This window comes from Neorhizobium sp. DAR64860/K0K1 (assembly GCF_050500205.1).
Lineage (GTDB): Bacteria > Pseudomonadota > Alphaproteobacteria > Rhizobiales > Rhizobiaceae > Neorhizobium > Neorhizobium soli.
This window is the reverse complement of the sequence record NZ_CP191460.1, coordinates 14,188-32,713: the sequence shown is the minus strand read 5'-3', so window position 1 is coordinate 32,713 and position 18,526 is coordinate 14,188. Positions and strand designations below refer to the sequence as shown.

Sequence of the window (18,526 nt, the reverse complement as noted above, 5' to 3'; positions counted from 1 at the left end):
GGACGTGCCCGGTATTCTCAGGACAGAGACTTTCGAAGTCCGGCGCCGGCGATCGGGCAAGCGACGGTGAGCGTCAAGCAAGATCTGCACGAAGCGTGCGTTCCAACGCCTTCCGGTATGGAATCGCGGAAGTACCGCCAAGAGCCGGTTAAGTCGTCGAGCCCCAACTATATCGGCATCATCAGCTCTGAGGTCGGCTAAATCGAGTATCGACATTCGCCTACGACATGCTTTCTTCAACGCTCGCGGCTATCACGCTTCTTGTCCAGGGTCGTCAGTGCGTCACCTTCTACGTCAAAACGCACTCAAGTTCCAACTCCCTGAAGATTGATGCGGTATCAGTCGTCGAAAGGACCATCGATGATGTGTCTGTCGATGATACGAAGGCTGCGATCAGGATTGATCACGTAGGTTTCGCTCACTCTTTCGCCAAACTGGTTCCGGAACTCATGCGGTACCGTGCTCCCGACTGGGACCTTTTGCAGGCGGGAATGGTTTTGGCCCTTGTATGTTATGCTGCCCGGCACCGGAGGCAAGTCGAGCTGCGAGGTTGAGCAGGCTGATAACAAGAGCGCCAGAGACGTGATTGCGAAAGGTTTCATGACAAACTCGGTCGTTGATAGGTTTCGTCTCTAACATGCACCATGCAGGATAGTTTCACTTAAGAGTGAGAGGCCGACAGTGATGCCGGCAAGAGACCCATGTGCCTCGAAGGAGCGACAATGCGCATGTCCGACGGCCCTAACTTTCCCTGCGGGAACTCTCGAAAAGCTGCTTCCTTTTCCTTGGGCGCTTGCAACCTGGAACATTCACCGTGGCGGTTCGTTTCTGAATTCCACTCACCAAACGGAGAAAGTTCATGGTCACCATGGTCGGAAACGAAGGCAACGTGGAGAAACTCGTCCAGGATTTGCTTTATCTGGAGCACGACGCTATCGCCGCATACGATTCCTGCATCGAGCGGCTGGATGACAAAACGCTCAGCGCGAAGATCGCCGAATTCAAACAGGATCACCTTCAGCACGTCGTCGTTCTCAACGAGATGGCACGCGAACTGGGTATCGAGGCCCCGACCGAAGGTGACATGAAGCAGATGCTGACGACTGGCAAGATTGCGCTTGCCGACCTCATGGGAGATTCGGCCATCCTAAAGGCTATGAAGACGAACGAGGATGACACGGTTACGGCCTACGAACGCGCCTCCCAGCATAAGGATGCAATCCCGCAGTCCAAGGCCTTCTTCCTGAAAGCGCACGAGGACGAGCTTCGTCATCGCGCGTGGATGGAGACGACTGCGCAGGGGAAGTAATCTTCAAATACCGTAGGTGGTCCTGAAAAGGATCTCCATTCGCTTGGCAACGGACTGCAGCACCTACGACGGTTGCGATGTCGCTGACGTTGTTGAAGAGGGCGCGCCCTTCTTGGGTTGAGCGCCCTCTTTCAATTTGCAGGGTTTGAGGCATCTCCGGTGCTGATTGCGACAATCAGATCAACATCATAGGGCTCGGAAGAGAACTGGGAGGAGAAGGGCCGGTCGGTTGCGGTGGCGTAATGTGACTATGTTCCCGGAAAACGCGCAGCTACGCCGTTGGCGAGGTCAACGCCAGCAAGGAGAACCGGTCAGGACGTCGTGGATCAGAGAGTGGATCCTGCCTGACGGGATAGGCTGGCTATCTTGAAACGGCGGCTAGCATGTCTTGATCAGTTCGTCCTGCTCGATACGGAACTTGTGATGGATGTCATATGGCCGTAGGCTTGTGCTAGGTCGTCAGTGACCAGGTCGAGCGTGTTTGCAAGTCGCAAGCTCTGCCCGCTCGCCCAAGAACGTGCATGATCTTCTCGACTGAATTCATTCTCGGTCGTCTTGCCGTCTTCCGTAATGCGGACGACAAACATCCCCTCAACAAGTTCAATAGCGATACTGTTTCGCATTTCCAGGCTCCTCGATATAAGCGTCTAAGGGGGTCTGAGGCGCCGAAGCGGTACTCCTCGGAGTCTCGCTTTTGTTGTCCGACTTCAAATCCTCCCGCATTTGTAGCATAGGATTGAAGAGGAATTTCGGAGCGTCAGAAACCGTACAACTGAAGGTTCGTACCTGGATCGGAGCGAGTCCCTCGACCGGTGCTTTTGGCGCCAAAAGCTCACAGCCGCGTCACGCACACCGCGCGGATCACGATCTCCTCCTGCCTGAAGCGAAGCTCGAGTTCCTTGCGGTAGCTTAGCCACCATCCGCGATCCAGCTCGGTCGCCATGACCTCCGCGAGCACGATGCTGCACGTTTCCGTCATTGTCCCAGAGGCCCTGCGCGGGAGCGTCGCGATACAATGTAATGCCACCGAACTTGGTTGTCAGCTTCGCGAAGCAGATGGAACAGAGGTGCTGGGATACTTCGCCATGCGTAACCGGCAGCAGTATCTGTATGAGAAACATCTGACTCTTTACGGCAATTCCTGCATCGCTCGTTGAACCACAAGTTCAAGCGCGAGTTCCCCAGTAATCCGAGCCTCAAAAGGATATTTTAGTCTGCGACGTTGGCTCGTGAACTACATGTTCGAGCGCGGCAGTCATACATGGAAGAACGTCCACACGACAGTGTTGGGGCTGTCCGTGTGGACGTCCACTACGGTAGCGACCAAATAACCAACGTCAGAACACGCGGTTCCCTGAACCCGGAAACAGATTAGGGCAAGGTACGCTTTCGTACGGTCCCTTTGCACAACGAGAGCCGCTGTGAACCGTTGCGACATGGGATTGTACTTTTGGATCTGCGTCGGCACTAGGCAGTACTGAAGGTAATAGACCTGCCAGGATGCGCGCTGTGCAGAGCGGAACAGTCTTCAGCAAGCGCGGATCAAAGGCCGCCGATGTTAGCGCCACGGTTGCCCCGCAGGCATGGCGGTATGTCTTCAAGAGACGCAAGCTTGCCGTTCTGCTTCAGGAATCGCTCAAAATTTTTCCGAACAGCAGATATTGGCCAGCGGCCGGCCGCCGCCTCGTTACAATACCGGCTGAGAGTTTGATAGGCGACGTTACGCTTATCCTGCGGCCACTCATCGAGGAAGTCGAAGACATCATCAAGGCCGGCGACCTCCTGAACAAAATACCGGCGCTGAGCGTAAAGCGGTTTGTCAAACAGAGCGAGCGCCATGCTAACCTCCTTGCTTGGCTCGAATGATTGAACTGGAGAGGCCGGCCATCCCGGACCGGCCTCTGATCTTCAGCGTATAGGGTTCGCCTCAGACGAGGGTGTTCGAAGCTTGCGGAGCAAGTTCGCAAATGCCTCCCCAACACTGGCTACCCCTTTGAGACCTCTGCGTCCCCAACTTACGACGGCGGAAAGTCTCTTGAAAAGCTTCGTACGCAGCGTCCGGTCAAGCGACCTGGCGATCTGCTTCGAGCTGCAGCGGCTCGTTGTGAAACGTGGCGCCTCCAATGGCGATCTTGCGCGGCTTCAATGCCTCTGGGATCTCGCGTTTCAAGGTGATCTGCAACAAGCCGTTGCTAAGCGATGCGCTCTCGACCCTGACATGGTCGGCAAGTTCGAACCTGCGCTGGAAGCTTCTGCCGGCAATGCCACGATGCAGGTATTCGCCGCCCTTCGCCTCGTCCTTCTGGCCCCTGACGACCAGGACGTTGCGCTCTTGCGTGATTTCGAGATCTTCTTCGCCGAGGCCTGCCACAGCCATTTCGATACGATAGTCGTCTTCACCGGTTTTTACGATGTCGTAGGGCGGCCACGTGTCGATCGCCTGAAGATGCTCGGCTTTGTTGAGAAGATTGAAGACGCGGTCAAAGCCGACGCTGGACCGGTACAGTGGTGCAAAATCGAGATCAGTTCTCATAACCATATCCTCCGTAAAGCAACATGGAATGGGGAGCGGAACGCCCGCTGCCCCGGCTCTTCGGCCCCCTTTGGGCTGCCGACGCCGAACGATTTAATTTCGCGCTCTTGCAGTTCAAGACCGGTCCAAATTTTTTTCGTCAGTATTCGTCCTCATCCCAAGATAAGGCGGGATTCACGGCTCCGCCTTTATCAGCCTCCCATTCCCCTGTGGCTCGCGTCCAATGTTCTTCGTGATAACCTTCCGGCCGACCAGCGTCCTCCCACAGCTCGTAGGCTCGTTTGGTGATCCATTCTTCCCGGTCAACTGCCATGTTTTCCTCCTGGCTATCGTCGCCCTCTAGGTTCTGGCGACACGAACTATCTGCTTCGTGGATAGTTTCAGCCGTCTTGTTGTCCAACGCCAGGAGGCTTCCGTGAGCACCTCGAATGTATCAGGCACCAGTCCCCTCCCGAGAAAATTCATATGGGCCGGTATGGCTCTCGGCTTCGGGCTCGGCGGGTTCTTTGACGGGATTCTGCTTCATCAGGTTCTGCAGTGGCATCATCTACTCAGTGGCGTGGAAGATGCCCGCCTGGATATCCGAACCCTGATCCTGATGGACGGATTGTTCCACATCTTGATGTATATCATCACCTGCTGTGGCTTATGGATGCTTTGGCGCGCCAGGCGAGACGTGAGTTGGCTTGTTCCTGATCGGACGATGGTCGCGTTCGCTGCAGCCGGCTTCGGAATCTGGCATGTCATCGACAGCTTCCTCTCTCACTGGATCCTGGGGATCCACCGCGTCAGGATGGATGTCGACAATCCCTTGTTCTGGGATTTGCTCTGGTTTGCCGCTTTCGGTGCTGGGCCCTTGATCCTGGCCGCCTACTGGCTGAAATCTTCGCCAACCTCAGGAACTCCTATCTTGAGCTCGCCTCTAGCCATCGTGTTTGCTACCTGCGTGGCAGGCTCGGCAGCGCTCTTGCCCCCGCCTCAGTCTGACACGGTCATGGTGATGTTCCGACCGGGTTTGACCGCTGGGCAAGCGGTCGGTGCGATCGAATCCGTTGGTGGTCAGATCTTGTGGATCGACGATACGCAGCAGGTGTGGGCGATCAAGCTTTCCGAGCCGGGCAGAGCAAGCGATCTCTACAGCAGGGGGGCCCTGCTTGTCGGGAACTCGATACTCCCGACAGGATGCTTCGGGTGGTCACGCCCGGGCTGAGGCAACTAGGGCGTCACGGATACGATAGCGGTAGTGACCAGGAGCCAGGCCTGGCCGGGCCAAGGTCGGAGGCGGGGAACCAAAAGCCACAATTCTGGTTAGCCAGGGAACTTACAATCAACAGGAAATGGCAAGATGGGGGCGACAATCGGCCTGGCAGTGATCGCCCGGTGGCGCGGCGGCCAGAGCTACTTCCGCGCGCGATCAACATAATAGCGAAGGCGCTCCCGTTACCCTAGCTCTGGATCTACAGAAGAGGTTTGTAGTCAATGAATACTGAGAAACACGTTGTATCGAGAATGCTGGCCTTCGTCGGTGCCATTCTCATACTGGCGCTCGGGTTGGTTGGACTTTATTTCTTCGTTCTTACACCCGGCGATCAGAATAGCGAAACTCTTCAACGCCCCCAAGATGGAACGCTTGAGCAGCACACACGCTGAAGCTCGAAGATCATTCGAGGGCGATGCCATCATCCGCATGGCGACGTTTGACACGAAGAACAGTCTGCAGTCTGCAAAATCTACTGTGAGAGGTTCAGTTTTCTGAAGACCTGCTCGGCCATGAAGTTCATGAACCCAAGCTGATCACGAGATACGTTGTGGATGTAAATCTCGTCAAAGCCACATGACGTGCATTCTTCGACCAGATCGAGAAGTTCATCTCCGCGTGTAATCAATGGGATGAACTTCTCCATTTCATGAGGCGTTACATCCCGCGACGCAGCATCGAATTCACTTGGACTCCTAAGCTCAGCCAACACATCGGGCTTGATCGCCGCGTTGCGCCACTCATGCCAGGCGGCCGTCCGCGCCTCATCGAGTGTGGGCGCCCACGACACCTGCAGTTGGAGCGCTAGAGTCTTACCGCGCCCGCCACTTGCCCGAAATGCTTCCGAAATTTGCTTCATTTCGTCTGCGGGTTTCTTGACTGTCACCAATCCATCCGCCCATTCTCCGAGCAAGCTTGCTGTCGGCTTCGTGAGCGCGGCGCCCAGCAACAAGGGTGGCGTCTCCGGCCGCGACCAAATCCGTGCTTGTTCCGTTTGCATCTGAGGATGTTCAAGTGTGACCGTCTCACCTGCCATCAATGCCCTGACAATACCTGCGCCGACTTTCAATCTGTGGTTTCGCTCGGACTTTTCCGGCCAGCCCCGCCCGACGGCGTGTTCGTTGAGGGCTTCACCGCTGCCAAGAGCGATCCATCGTAGCCGTTCCGGAAACATCTCGCTCAAAGTTGCGACCAGATGTGCCAGCACCACGGGATGGTAGCGCCAACCACCCGGTATTGCGAGAGAACCGAACGGCAAACTGGTCTTTGCCATCGCAGCGCCCAGCCACGCCCAGTTGTTGCCCGAGTTTCCCTGCCGCTCACTCCACGGTGCCAGATGGTCGGACGTCATGACGGCTTGGAAGCCGGCGCGCTCAGCTGCCTGGACGTAGTCAAGGAGTTCGCTTGGCGCGTATTGTTCATGTGAGGCGTGATAGCCGATCAGCATCACCTATATCGACGTTGCGCTGCTTGAAGATGCGGTTCTCGGTCAGAAGACTGGCTATATCATCCAGCGTCTTGGGAAAGGTCTCACACCGTGGGCAAGGCAGATATCTCGCTTATAGACCTCAATTTCCTGGATAGTGCGAGCGGCTTGGACGTAGCAAAGGTTTTAGCAAGAACCGGGATTTCATTGGTTATTGTAACAGCCAATCCAACCTCTGTTCCATCGGACACAGAAGTTGCGATCGGCGTCCTGACGAAACCTGTGGACGACGGGTCGCTGTCCAGGACTTTTAAGTATTTGGTCTCCAGGATAGAGGGTCGGGCGATCCGCTACCCTCGCGAGCTCCATCTTCTAGAAGGTGCTCTGACCTCTGCAGATTAACGAGACGACGTCTATCGAGCAAGCGATTGTCTTTTTAGGCCGGGGTTTTGGCCGAAAGCTAGTTCTGCCGCATCTGGTCCAAGATTGTCATGCAGGTCGAATGCCGCAAAGGCACCACCATACAACTCGATGCAGATATTGAGGAACAATCGGTTTTTTCTCTTGTTGAGGGGCCTCTGCAACCAGCGAACATCGGGAGATCGACATGATCGTTCACGGAGAAGAAGCATCCGCATCATCGGCTGAGGATCTGAAGCAGAAGATCAGCGACGACATGCAGTCCGTTTCGGACTTCGCCCGCAAGGAGGCTTCGACCGTTTCGGCCAAGGCAAAAGAAGCAGCGAGCGACCAGAAGAACATTCTTGCCGCAAAACTTGGCGGCATCGCAGAAGCCATGGAGAAAGTGGCTGGCGAACTCGAAAGCGGTGATAACCGCGACATCGGCAAGCTAACCCGCACTCTTGGCGATAATTTGCGCAGCGCTTCTGACCGGATCCAGGATCGCAGCATCGGTGAAATCGCCAACATGGCTGAGGACTATGGTCGCAAGCAGCCGCTTGCATTCCTTAGCATTGCGGCAATCGCTGGTCTCGCAGCCAGCCGTTTCCTCACGGCCAACGCGCCCAAGTCCGGCACAGTCAAGTCCGGCCCAGTGCAAAATTATGCGTCCGCAGGCCAGGCGCCAGCGCACAACACGCCATCGACCTATGTCGCCCCAACTAGCCTTGCTAACACGGAGGGCCGTGCCCGTGACTAATTCAACCGAAAACCGATCCCTCCCTGAACTGGTGACAGGCTTGGTTGGCGACATCTCCGGCCTTTTCCGCAAGGAAATTGAACTTGCGAAGACCGAAGCCTCGGAAAAGATGTCCCATGCGCTGACGGGCATCGAAGCCTTCACCGCAGGCATTGTTCTGGCAATCTGCGCTGTGGGCGTTCTCTTGGCCGCACTGGTGAAGGGGATCACCGCGCTGCTGGTCTCGCAAGGAATGACCGAACCGAACGCTGACGCTCTGTCATCCGTCGTCGTCGGCGTCGTTGTCGCCCTCATCGCCTGGGGCCTTGCTTCGCGCGGACTGAAAGCCCTGAAAGGGGAAAATCTCACGCTTGAGCGCACCTCTGCCTCGCTGCAGCGCGATGCCCAGATCGTAAAGGATAGAACCTGATGGCCCATATTTCAGACAATTCGCGATCTGCCGAAATCGAGCAGGAAATCGCCAAAGACCGCCAGCGCATCGAAGAGCGGCTCGACGCTATCCAGCAGCGTATGTCTCCAGGCCAGATGGTCGACGAGGCGCTCGCCTATGTGAAGTCGAGCGGCGGAGGCGAGTACGCGTCCAACTTCGGCGCAGCAGTTAAGAACAACCCCATTCCGCTCGCCCTGATCGGTGTCAGCCTCGCGTGGCTGATGGCTGGACCCAAGACCAACGGTGCCTCCTATGCAAAGAGTTCGGGAGAAAGCTACCCGCTTGCTCCGACCAAGGGTGAGCTGCGTCGCATCGGTCCGCCGGAAGCCGACGGAGACGTCAACTACAGCCATTTCAGCGACGCCGGCGGAAGCCGCTACAAGGCGCTGACGGATCAGACCGGACGCCGCGCCGGCCACTTCGTCGACGCCACGGGCAAAACCTTCCGCGGTTTCGCGGATGCCTCGGGTCGTCAGATCCACGACATTCGCGACGAGGCCGGCAACCTTTTTGACGAGGCCTCGGGTTGGGTATCGAGCACTTGGCAGAGCATCACCGGTTCTGCCAGCAAGGCTGGACAAGGGCTGTCGAGTGCAGGCAATAGCGCCAGCGAAATGGGCTCGCAGCTCAACGACGCTGTTCTGAAGCACTTCAAGGACCAGCCACTCGTCGGCGGGGCGATTGCCTTCGCGCTGGGGGCTGCAATCGGTGCCGCACTTCCGCATACCAGTGCGGAAGACGAAGCGATGGGTGAGACGTCGGACCGGTTGAAGGACAGCGTATCCTCCGAGGTCTCCAAGACGGCTGACAAGGTCGGCGATGCGGCATCTGAAGTCTATCAGAAAGCCGTAAATGTTGCCTCCGACGTTCATGACGTCGCTCGCGAGAAAATCGTCGGCGAAACCGGTTTGGCTGGCTCAGCCGAAACGTCGAAAAACTCCGCGGGCAGCATTTGATGTTGCCGGCCTGCCCGTCAATCTTGCCGGGCAGGCCGTGCTGGCTCGGCAGTCGGAATTAAGAACTCGATTTAAGCCGGTGAGCCGTGCGGGTTGGCTATTTTAAACTTTCGCCGACCGTATCAGCTACTTACGCCCTGCGTTTTCCCATGGGTCTAGGTTCGCCGAGTAGATTGGGGTAGAGGCGTTTGCGCAGGAACGTCGTACTTTCATGTCTTAGTCTGTGATGGGACCAGTCCTCACGATCTAAGAGTTGTTCCCGTCAACCTTTGGTATTCACTTTCTGGAACCCCATAGCACCCACTTGCAATCTCTTCGAGTTTGGCGCGATCGCGTACAGTGATATGGCCGCGGCGTGCTTTGATGGCATGCTGGCCTTCCAAGAGATGTAACTGATCGGTCACTCCAGAGCGCCGAACGCCCAGCATAACCGACAGAAACTCGTGGGTGAGGGGAAGCTCGTCACCCAATCTGTCCTGACACATCAAAAGCCATCGCGCCAACCTCTCGTAGACGTTGTAGCGAGCGTTGGCTAACGCTGAATGCGCCAGCTGAATTGTACAACTGTGAACATATCGCAACATAAGTTGACCGAAGGCGTGATTAGATGCAACGATTTCAATGAATGGCGCGACTGGTATCCTGTAAGCTGATCCTGCGACCTGCATAAAGGTCTTCGTCGGCGTCTGATCGGTCATCATCAAAACATGGTGTCCCGCCACGCCTTCGCGGCCGACATGGCCGACCTCGACCATCTCCTCATCGGTTGAAAAGGCGACAACCGAGGCAAGCCCACTTTCCAGGAAGTACACGTGTCTGTTGGGCTCATCGGCGCTAACGAGAACATGCTTAAGAGGCAGGTCGGTGAGCTCGAGATGCGAAGCCAGCGCCTTGAACGTATCAGGCTCTACAATCCTCAAGAGCCTGTTATGGACGTCAGCTTGGTTCGGCGAAACCATCGGCTCCTCCCATCGGGGAAGAGCCCGGGCTCATGCCCGTGGCAAAACGTGGCATGGGCTAGCTTATGGGCTAACACGATGGTAATAGCTACCAGACGGAGAGTTATGTCCGTTTCTGACAATCTTTCCGTAGGCGCACTATCACACGTTTCACTTTTGTCTTAGTCATGCTTACGACAGGAACGTTCATTGTCGCCCGGTATGGCCCTTCCCGGGTACGATGGGTGGTGCGGTGACCTATTGGCGGATGGAAGGCAAGAATGCCTAGGTTTTATTTTGATGTCGTTTCCGGCGGCTCTATCGTTTCCGACGAAGAGGGGGCGGAGCTGCCGTCGCTGGAATATGCGCGCTTAGAGGCGATTTCCGATGCGCGGTATCTGATGAGCCAAGCTGTCCTGCAGGGCTACGACGTTTCCCACAAGGTCATGCGAATTCGTAATGAGCAGGGTGATGTTGCCATCAGTGTCCTGTTTGCGGATACTATCAGCCGCCCACTATGAACCGGTCGGTCGTAGTGATCGCCAGCCGGTTTCAGATGCTCTGCCTAACAATCCGGCTTTCAAAACCTGAGCCGCGCACCGATCAGGCGCTCGTATTCCCTCTCCGCAACGCCATAGCTACCACCCGCGATTTCCTTGAGTTTCTCTCTGTCAAGAATGCGGATATTACCACGGGTCGACCTGACGGCCCCAATACCCTCGAGCAGGTGCAATTGGTCAGTTATACCGGAACGGCGAACGCCAAGCATAATCGACAGGAATTGGTGGGTCAGACCAAGATCATCACCTAATCGGTCCTGGCACATCAGCAGCCAGCGGGCCAGGCGCTCGTAGATACTGAAGCGCGCGTTGGCGAGTGCCGTATAGGTGACCTGAATATTGGCAGAATGAACGTAGCGCAGTATCAGCGTACGGAAGTCTGGCAGCGTCTCAAGAACTGCCTCTAAGACCGGTACGGGCAGCAGAAATCCATGTCCTTCGCCCTGCATGAACGTTTTTGAAGGCGACTGATGAGCATGAAGCGCGGCATGCAGCCCAGTTGCTCCCTCGAAACCTATGTGACCGACCTCGACCATCTCCTCTTCTTCTGTGATTGCCACAACTGACGCCAGGCCGCGTTCCAGAAAGCAGACGGAGTTGTGCGGTTCGTTCTGCTCAACGAGCGTAAACCTCAGCGGCAGTTCGATGGGCTGGAGGTGCGGAGCCAACATGGCGAAAGCATCTGGAGTGGCAGCACGAAGCAGGAGGTTCCGCACGCTGTTCTGGGTGGGCAAGTTCAAATCTCCTCCAATGGGGAAGAGCCTAGGCTCGTTGGTACAAACATGGTCAATCGCTTATGCTGCATGCCTGCCTCGTTTGCCATATCGCCGGTAATTTTGTACGTTTTCCGACAAACGATTTCCGTTGTTCTCTAGGATTAAGTTCGACACTGAGGCAGCCGGCATGCATCTGCCGCGAAGAAATAAAGCCTGTTAGATATGTTCGATTTCGGCAAAGGAACATTCGGTGGCTGAAGCGATTGGATCGTCTGGAGGTGCCCGATGGCCCGTTTCTTTTTCAACCTCGTTGGTTCCGAAACCGTGTACGATAGCGAAGGAACGGAGCTTTCGTCGCTGGAGGCAGCGCGCTGCGAGGCTATAGAGGACGCACGGGCCATAATGAGTGACGCAATAAGGGCAGGTTTCGATGTTTCAGAGCGACGCGTAGAGATCTGTGATGAAAGCGGAGACGTGGTAGCTGTAATGCCATTCGCCAATGCCGTCTCAAGGCGTTTTTAGCCCTTTAAGATAGGGGAGCGGTGTCCCCGCAACGCGTTGGTTTCGTCCGGTATGACAGTTGCGGATATTGAGAGAACAGCGTCATGTCTCCTGGAGGTGCCACCAGCAGGGCCGAGCCGCCACCTGAAATCATTGCGACCACGAGATCCTCCTTCGAGTGCCCCCGAACCGCCTGCAATATGATGCGGCCGGCTTCCAAGCTCATTTCGTCCGGAACCGGATGCGACGCTTCGATAATCCGTATGCGGCCTTCAGGGACTGCATGTCCGTACCGTGTCACAAAGATACCGGACACATCAACATCCGGCCATGCGGTTTCAACTGCTGCCGCCATCGCGGCCGATGCCTTGCCTGCGCCGATAACGATGCATTTGCCAGTAGGTTTCGGCGGCAGGTTACGCAACACCGCCGCGGACGGGGCAGCGCTTTCGATTGCAGCGTCGAACATGTCAATCGGCGCGGTATGTTGGCTCTGACTCACTTTTGATGAATTCTGGGCGTCGGCTGACGTTGGTTTTACAAAAGGAATCAGCGCCATGGTCCATTCGCTCCACCCCTGCATTCCTGCCTCGAGGCTTTATCATCGATGAGACAACTTCTGCTGGCGACGCGATCATACTCACTGTCCGTTCGACAGATATATCCAGCGGTTGTCCAGGCTGCAGAACAAGATCGGTGCGGATACACAGTCATTATCATCGACGCCTGACGGATCTGCCCATCGCGGGAAAGTCTGTGCGATTGGTTATTGCCGCGCGCCGGTTCTACTGCGACGCGGTGCTTTGTGGCCAAAGGATTTTTACCGAGCGCTTCGAGACAGATGTCCTGGCGCCGTGGGCGCGGCGTACGGCGCGGCTTGATCATATCGTCCATCATCTCGGGCTTGCTTTGGGTGGCCGGCCAGCGGCGGCGTTCGCCCGCAGACTTAATGGTGCCGGTCAGCAACGACACCTTGTTGCGCGTCGTCCGACGGCGCGGCACGTCGCGTTTCGTCCCGCCAACGGTGATCGGCATCGACGACTGGGCGTGGCGGCGCAACCAGCGTTACGGGACGATCACTGCGATCTCGAACGGCGTAAAACCATTGCACTTCTGCCGGACCGAGAGCCGGCAACCGCTCAGGCCTGGCTTTCGGATCAGCAACAGATCAGTATTGTCGCCCGCGAACGCGGTGGCGCCTACGCCCTTGCTGCAGCCCAGGCACTGCCTGAGGCAACCCAAGTGGCCGATCGATGGCACTTGGAAAACGCCAGTCGGGCATTCCTCGACGCCGTCCGCAAATCCATGCGCCAGATCAAAACAGCGATCGGGTCCGCGACAATCAATCCGGACCTGCTGACGGCCGCTGAGCGGATCCAATCAGGGATATCTTCATCGAGAAGACACGAACGCCGCGATTCTGGACTTGGCCAAGTCCGGTGTTGCAATCAAAGAAATCGTTCGTCGCGCCGGCCACGTCCGTGGCCTCGTCAGGCGAGTGCTACGCGGTCAGCGATCCGACGTGTTCCGCGTGCGGGTTAACTCGCTTGAAGTTTATCTCCCATGGCTCGATGCTCAATGGAGTGCCGGTCACCGCAATGGCACACAGTTGTGGCGGGAGCTGACGCGCCAGGGATTCCATGGCTGCCTTCGCGTCGTAACCGAATGGGCGACGCGTCGACGAAAGGCGAAAAGATGGATTGCGAAGCGTTGAGCCGTACACCGTCGGCACGGGATGTCGCACGCCTCATGACCATCGGTCGCGACGATCTCTCCAAGTCTAAGACCGTTACGGTTGCCGCGATTGAAGGCCGCGTGCCGCAACTCGTGGAAGCACGGGAAGTCGTCGCCGCTTTCCAAGCCATGATCCGCAGGAAATCTCTCGCCGATCTCGAACCATGGCTGGAACGCGCCCGATCTAGCTTGGTCGCGGCGTTCGCCAAGGGTGTCGCCAAAGACTGGGCAGCCGTGAGTGCCGCGATCAGTTCGCCTTGGTCAAATGGACAGACAGAGGGGCAAATTACCAAGCTCAAGCTTGTAAAACGCCAGATGTCCGGCCGAGGAAAAATCGACCTCCTTCAGGCCCGCGTCATTGGCGCCGGATAGGCATCTGACCACCAAAACTGCGTCAGAGCCCATATTCCACGCCAAAACACACATAGGGGGCTTGTTCTGGTGTGGAGGAACTTTGCAGTGACGCTGTAGAGGCCGGAAGCAAGGCTTAAACCTGTGGAGTTCGCCGAATTCCCGATCCTAGGAGTCAGCCCCCTTGCTGCTCCACATCACGCTTCGCTACGAGCGCCTGTTCGAGGGCAAGCGCCAGACTGTCGTGCGCCACCGGCTTACGGACCACTGGAACGTGGGACAGCCCTTCGGGGATACTCACGCTGTCCCTGTAGCCCGTAGCGAACACGTAGGGTATCGCCAGTTTCTCAAGTTCAACTGCTACGGCTTCCGAAGTCGTTTTGCCAAGGTTCAAATCCAGGACTGCACAATCAGGCCTCTGTTCCATTACGGAGCTCAGAGCCGTGATTACCGTGGCGGCGACGCTAACGCTTTTAGCCCCCAGTTCGCGGAGCAGTTCTTCGGTATCCATGGCGATCAGCGACTGATCCTCAACAAGGAGTACCTTGAGATCGCTGACTGGCCGAAGCGGGACAGGCTGCTTGTTTTCGAATTCGGTGGATCGAGCCGCAATGGCACGCAAATGCGCTTTCGGAAGTACGATCCGCGCCTTTAGTCCCTCACGCGCGAACTCGATATGGACTGTGCCGTCGAGGTCATGTCTCACCGTTTTTTCGATGAGCTTAGAGCCGAAGCCACGACGCGTAGGTTTTGAGACTTCCGGACCACCGCTCTCGGTCCAATGCAGCTCACAATCGCCGTTGTCGTCCAGCGTCCAGGATATCTTCAGGCTACCCGAAGGGACTGACAGACTGCCGTACTTGGCCGCATTGGTCATCATCTCGTGGAGCAACAGGGCGATCACGCCGAAGGCCCGTTCAGCGAGCCCGACGGGTTGGCCCTCAACCTTGATGCGGTCCGGCATCTGCGCGAAGCGATGCATGCCCGCTTCGGCCTCGATAAGGTCGCGAAGCTCGCCGCCCTCCGTGCCGGAAAACGACTGGTCGTGGGCGAAGGATAGCGCCCTCAGTCTGCCCTCGAACGATTTGGCATAGTCATCGACCGAGTCCGCGTTGGCGCCCGTCTGCGTGGCGATCGATTTGACCAAGGCCAGAATGTTTTTCACCCGATGATTAAGCTCGGAATTCAACAAGACCCTCTGGCTCTCGGTCTTCTCTCGGCGCTCTTCGGTCGCGTCGTTGTGGGAAAGCATCACATCGCGGACATAGCTCCGAATGGAATCCGCGACGACAATATCCGCGCTTGTCCAAGGCAAGGATTTGTAGCGAACATCTTCCCGCCAGGTGTCGAAGCTGCCGCGCGGACTTAGCCGGCGGTCAGTGTCGTTCCTAACCTCGTGCTTGCGCGGCTCGCCCGCCCATTCGATCTGGTGGGCTTCCTCGCTCCGGAACATAACGAGATAATCGGGTGAAGAGACGGAGATAGGGATCGCAATCAATCCGGCGACCCGTGTTCCGTACGCCTCTCCGAACTCCTCTCTGAGAGACTGTGTGTCCCAGATGTTCCTGCCCGCCTTTTCCGATATGCGTTCCATAAGGTCGAAGATAAGCTCCTCCGCCGGGGTCACGCCATAGGATGCCCACTGCCCACGCGACCATAAGCCCGCGCCGTCGCTGTCGATCAGCGACGAGAATTCGCGAAGCCTGTCGCGGATCGTGATCTCGACAGGGACTTCCGGATCGACACCGTCTATGATCGCGTCAAGCCTGCCGGCGGTGGCGGCCGCAGACGCGTTCTCCGTCCGGTTCTCGATTGACGCGACGTGGAGCGAGAAATACTGCGCAAAGAGTTCGGCGGCGATCCTGAGCGGGATCGAGAGATGCTTCGGCGTGTTGTGATGACACGCGATCAAGCCCCAGAGTTCCCCGTCCACGACGATGGAAATCGACATGGAGGCGGCTACGCCCATGTTGCGGAGGTACTCGCAGTGTATGGGAGAGACGCTGCGAAGATGGGAGAACGACAGGTCGAGGGCGGGCTCGTCGTCCTTGATGTCCGGCACAAGCGGGACAGGAACGAAGGACGTATCGCCAATGACGCGCACCCAGTTCTTCACGTAAAGTTCTCGCGCCTGAACCGGAATATCGGAGACCGGGAAGTGCTGGCCTAGAAAGCTCCCGAGCGACGGTGCCTTGGCTTCAGCGACAACGCGCCCTGCTCCGTTATGCAGGAAACGATAGACCATCACACGATCGTAGCCCAGCATGGCACGAACCAGGCGTGCCACGGCTTTGAATAGCGGGTCGAACTGCGTAAAGCCGTCGACGCGACGCACCAGTGACTGTGTCAGATAAAGTGCGACTTCGGTGTCTTCCACCGAAGCGGGTGGCTCGAATTCGAGGAATGTTCGCTCTTTGTAACGGTGGACAGTTATGTCGGTGGGATCGACGCTGTCTCCGACCTTTGCTCTGAGAACGACACCGGCTGTCTGACCGGTCCCGGCACGGGCAATCGCATTTCCGATATCATGGGCGACGGCGTTGCCGACCACATCAGCAAGTTCGACCCCGAGGTAGTCCCGATTGGTATCTCCGAGGAAGTCGGCGATGTTCTGCGACACGAACGAGACCAGTCCGTCCTCCGAAAGGACGATCATTGCACCGTGAGGCTGGACGCTTCCCGGAATATGGATCGGCTCGCGATCACAGTTCGTAAGATCAACCTTCGATCTATCGTAAACCAACGTCGGCTTCTCGCTTTCATACCGGGGTCGTAGCGGGTAAGCCAGACCGAGCCTTGCCAAAAGGACCGTGCCTGTGCGGCGGGTCGACCGACATCTAGTGCAGTCAAATCCCTTGGCCACCCTCTGTCCAATACAGTACTTGCCGGCCTGCTCCGTGCCGCCCGCCTTGTGCTCACCGACAAACGTCATGTCTGATGACCACGAACGCAACGGCGCGCCCGTGGAGCAGAACACGTTATTGACTTATAGTCCGGGGGGTGGTCGAGCAAGAGTTAAAAGTACCAATGGCGATGGTATTTTTATACCACTTAATCAGGTTTTGTCCGTGCACGATCGCTACCGCCAATGCCGCGTTCTTTCGCCCAGAGGATCGCGGCACCCCGGCGGTTCACGCCGATCTTGCGATACAGCGACGATACATGGTTACGCACGGTGTTGCTCGAAAGACCGAGTTGCTGACTCATCTGCTGATCATTCATGCCTTGGCAGATCAACGTGAGGATATCCTGCTCGCGCTCCGTGAGTTCCGAAACACGCACACCGGTGATGTTATCCGGGAGGGGAGACCTCTGGCGTAGGGCAGCGAGTTTTTCCACGATGCCGCGGCTAAACCAGGACGTGTCAGCCATGACCGACTCAATCGCCGACATCAGCTCTTCCTCGGATCGCTTGCGGTCCGTGATGTCCTGTATCACCATCATTATGCAGGGGATGTCGTCAATCTTGATCTCTTCCGACGACAGAAGGCATTCCATCAGGGCGCCGTCGCGCGACTTTAGGCGGAAGTCGATGTCGCGCAGCCTGCCGTCTTTGAGTAAGGCCGTCTCGACAACCTTCTGTACGTCTTTGTCGAGCCATATGTCGAGATCGGCCTGGCTTTTGCCTATAACCAGTTCCTCAGGCGATCCGATGAGCTTGAAGAATGCCGCGTTTGCCTCGATCACTTCGAAGTTGTCTGTCCGGACTATAACGGTCGGGACGGGCGACAGGCCGAAAGCCTTGGAGAAACGCTCCTCGCTTTGCTTCAGAACCTGCTGGGCCTTTTTGAGTGGTTCGACATCCGCGAACGTGAACAGCATGCACGGCTCACCCGATACGTCGATCGGCTCACCGGCGACGATAACGGTCTTTGCTCCGCGCTCGCGCAATGGGATGATCGCTCCCATCTGCGGGATGGTGCGCCCTTCCTTGAGCTTTGCCAGCGCAAGTTCTCGTTTTTCGGCGAATGCCAGCACGTCGATCTCGTATGTGGTCTTACCGACTAGATCGCTACGGCTGTATCCTGTCATCTCCAGAAAACCCGGGTTCACCCGCACGTAACGGAGATCGGAGAGCCTGCAGATCACCGCGGGTGCGGGATTTGCGTTAAACGCCGCTTCAAAACGATCCTCAGCCTCGTACCTGCGTGTCTCGTCCTGGAAGATCCAGGCAACATAGGCGTTCTTGTCCTTCTCGGACACCATGAAACATCTGGAGTCGTGCATCCAGCTTTGGTCGCCGCCCTGGGTCGGCCGTACCTCCATGGTGACGTCGGCGGCGCTCCCGGTTGCGATAACACGATCGACAGGATGGTCGCCGTCGCCTACCTTGTGGTTGTTTCGGTACTTGAGGTCGAAGCGCGAACGGTACTCCGAAAGGGAGTTACCAAGCTGCTTCTGGTCGTCGAGGCCATGCATTGCGACGGCCGCCTCGTTCGCCCAGAGGAATTTGCGCTCAAGATCAAGGAGGATTACCCCTTCCTTCAGCCCCGCGGCGAGCTGATGAACCTGTACGCGATCCTGATTGCTATCCAATGCGAAACTCCTGCCAACGGACCGCAAGTACCGCTTTCATGCGGATGTGCAAGGCTCCTCAAGAAATACCTATTAAAGGAAGCTCGAAGTCCATTAGGGCATAGTCTCGATTGGCGGCG

At 57.0% G+C, this 18,526-nt stretch carries 16 protein-coding genes and 2 pseudogenes; 8 read left to right on the top strand and 10 right to left on the bottom strand.

The genetic code is table 11. The features are described from left to right. Positions 1-859 precede the first annotated feature (859 nt). The gene (locus ACQY1J_RS21710; protein ID WP_430252312.1) at positions 860-1,309 is read left to right on the top strand and encodes a DUF892 family protein; all 450 of its coding nucleotides are present in this window, start codon (positions 860-862) and stop codon (positions 1,307-1,309) included. Positions 1,310-1,701: 392 nt separating this feature from the next. Here the strand turns inward: ACQY1J_RS21710 and ACQY1J_RS21705 are convergent, their stop codons facing one another. The 4 genes from ACQY1J_RS21705 to ACQY1J_RS21690 all read right to left on the bottom strand — a co-directional run bounded on the left by ACQY1J_RS21705 (position 1,702) and on the right by ACQY1J_RS21690 (position 4,155). Further along, positions 1,702-1,932 carry a hypothetical protein gene (locus ACQY1J_RS21705; protein ID WP_430252311.1) on the bottom strand — a complete coding sequence of 77 codons (231 nt, stop codon included), beginning with the start codon at positions 1,930-1,932 and terminating at the stop codon, positions 1,702-1,704. A 919-nt stretch (positions 1,933-2,851) separates the two neighbouring features. After that, complete coding sequence (locus ACQY1J_RS21700; protein ID WP_430252309.1) at positions 2,852-3,148, bottom strand: DUF982 domain-containing protein; 297 nt, start codon at positions 3,146-3,148, stop codon at positions 2,852-2,854. Between the two features lie 223 nt (positions 3,149-3,371). Continuing rightward, on the bottom strand, positions 3,372-3,842 hold the full coding sequence (locus tag ACQY1J_RS21695) for an Hsp20 family protein (protein WP_430252307.1): 471 nt from the start codon (positions 3,840-3,842) through the stop codon (positions 3,372-3,374). A gap of 139 nt (positions 3,843-3,981) precedes the next feature. Continuing rightward, complete coding sequence (locus ACQY1J_RS21690; RefSeq protein WP_430252305.1) at positions 3,982-4,155, bottom strand: DUF2934 domain-containing protein; 174 nt, start codon at positions 4,153-4,155, stop codon at positions 3,982-3,984. 102 nt (positions 4,156-4,257) lie between these two features. Here ACQY1J_RS21690 and ACQY1J_RS21685 point away from each other — a divergent pair, with 102 nt between their 5' ends. Beyond that, complete coding sequence (locus ACQY1J_RS21685) at positions 4,258-5,052, top strand: DUF2243 domain-containing protein (RefSeq protein ID WP_430252303.1); 795 nt, start codon at positions 4,258-4,260, stop codon at positions 5,050-5,052. A gap of 520 nt (positions 5,053-5,572) precedes the next feature. Here ACQY1J_RS21685 and ACQY1J_RS21680 read toward each other — a convergent pair. Next, positions 5,573-6,547: a TIGR03885 family FMN-dependent LLM class oxidoreductase gene (locus ACQY1J_RS21680; RefSeq protein ID WP_430252302.1), complete on the bottom strand. Its 975-nt coding sequence runs from the start codon at positions 6,545-6,547 to the stop codon at positions 5,573-5,575. A gap of 586 nt (positions 6,548-7,133) precedes the next feature. On the opposite strand from ACQY1J_RS21680, the gene ACQY1J_RS21675 reads away from it, so the two are divergent. From ACQY1J_RS21675 to ACQY1J_RS21665, 3 genes are read left to right on the top strand one after another with little or no spacing between them, the layout of a single operon-like run. Next, entirely contained in the window at positions 7,134-7,685 is a 552-nt protein-coding gene (locus tag ACQY1J_RS21675) for a nutrient deprivation-induced protein (RefSeq protein ID WP_430252214.1), read from the top strand. Next, the gene (locus ACQY1J_RS21670; RefSeq protein ID WP_430252212.1) at positions 7,678-8,094 is read left to right on the top strand and encodes a phage holin family protein; all 417 of its coding nucleotides are present in this window, start codon (positions 7,678-7,680) and stop codon (positions 8,092-8,094) included. The genes ACQY1J_RS21675 and ACQY1J_RS21670 overlap by 8 nt, the downstream gene beginning before the upstream one ends. Then, entirely contained in the window at positions 8,094-9,071 is a 978-nt protein-coding gene (locus tag ACQY1J_RS21665; protein ID WP_430252210.1) for a DUF3618 domain-containing protein, read from the top strand. Before ACQY1J_RS21670 ends, ACQY1J_RS21665 begins: the two co-directional genes overlap by 1 nt. Before the next feature lie 239 nt (positions 9,072-9,310). Here ACQY1J_RS21665 and ACQY1J_RS21660 read toward each other — a convergent pair whose 3' ends face one another. Further along, on the bottom strand, positions 9,311-10,030 hold the full coding sequence (locus ACQY1J_RS21660) for a Crp/Fnr family transcriptional regulator (protein ID WP_430252300.1): 720 nt from the start codon (positions 10,028-10,030) through the stop codon (positions 9,311-9,313). Between the two features lie 260 nt (positions 10,031-10,290). On the opposite strand from ACQY1J_RS21660, the gene ACQY1J_RS21655 reads away from it, so the two are divergent. Beyond that, on the top strand, positions 10,291-10,530 hold the full coding sequence (locus ACQY1J_RS21655) for a DUF6894 family protein (protein WP_430252298.1): 240 nt from the start codon (positions 10,291-10,293) through the stop codon (positions 10,528-10,530). 59 nt (positions 10,531-10,589) lie between these two features. Here the strand turns inward: ACQY1J_RS21655 and ACQY1J_RS21650 are convergent, their stop codons facing one another. After that, positions 10,590-11,303, bottom strand: a complete 714-nt coding sequence (locus ACQY1J_RS21650; protein WP_430252296.1) for a Crp/Fnr family transcriptional regulator — start codon at positions 11,301-11,303, stop codon at positions 10,590-10,592. A gap of 267 nt (positions 11,304-11,570) precedes the next feature. Here ACQY1J_RS21650 and ACQY1J_RS21645 point away from each other — a divergent pair, with 267 nt between their 5' ends. Then, on the top strand, positions 11,571-11,807 hold the full coding sequence (locus ACQY1J_RS21645) for a DUF6894 family protein (RefSeq protein ID WP_430252295.1): 237 nt from the start codon (positions 11,571-11,573) through the stop codon (positions 11,805-11,807). A 76-nt stretch (positions 11,808-11,883) separates the two neighbouring features. On the opposite strand, the pseudogene ACQY1J_RS21640 reads toward ACQY1J_RS21645, so the two are convergent. Next, a pseudogene (locus tag ACQY1J_RS21640) lies at positions 11,884-12,255 on the bottom strand (DUF4147 domain-containing protein); the annotation flags it as partial. 38 nt (positions 12,256-12,293) lie between these two features. Here ACQY1J_RS21640 and ACQY1J_RS21635 point away from each other — a divergent pair. Next, a pseudogene (locus ACQY1J_RS21635) lies at positions 12,294-13,892 on the top strand (ISL3 family transposase). Between the two features lie 154 nt (positions 13,893-14,046). On the opposite strand, the gene ACQY1J_RS21630 reads toward ACQY1J_RS21635, so the two are convergent. Together ACQY1J_RS21630 and ACQY1J_RS21625 are read right to left on the bottom strand one after the other, a co-directional pair. Then, positions 14,047-16,803: an HWE histidine kinase domain-containing protein gene (locus ACQY1J_RS21630; RefSeq protein ID WP_430252293.1), complete on the bottom strand. Its 2,757-nt coding sequence runs from the start codon at positions 16,801-16,803 to the stop codon at positions 14,047-14,049. A 119-nt stretch (positions 16,804-16,922) separates the two neighbouring features. Further along, a complete protein-coding gene (locus tag ACQY1J_RS21625; RefSeq protein ID WP_430252291.1) occupies positions 16,923-18,407 on the bottom strand; it encodes a PAS domain S-box protein in 1,485 nt (494 codons plus the stop codon). Between the last annotated feature and the right edge of the window lie 119 nt (positions 18,408-18,526).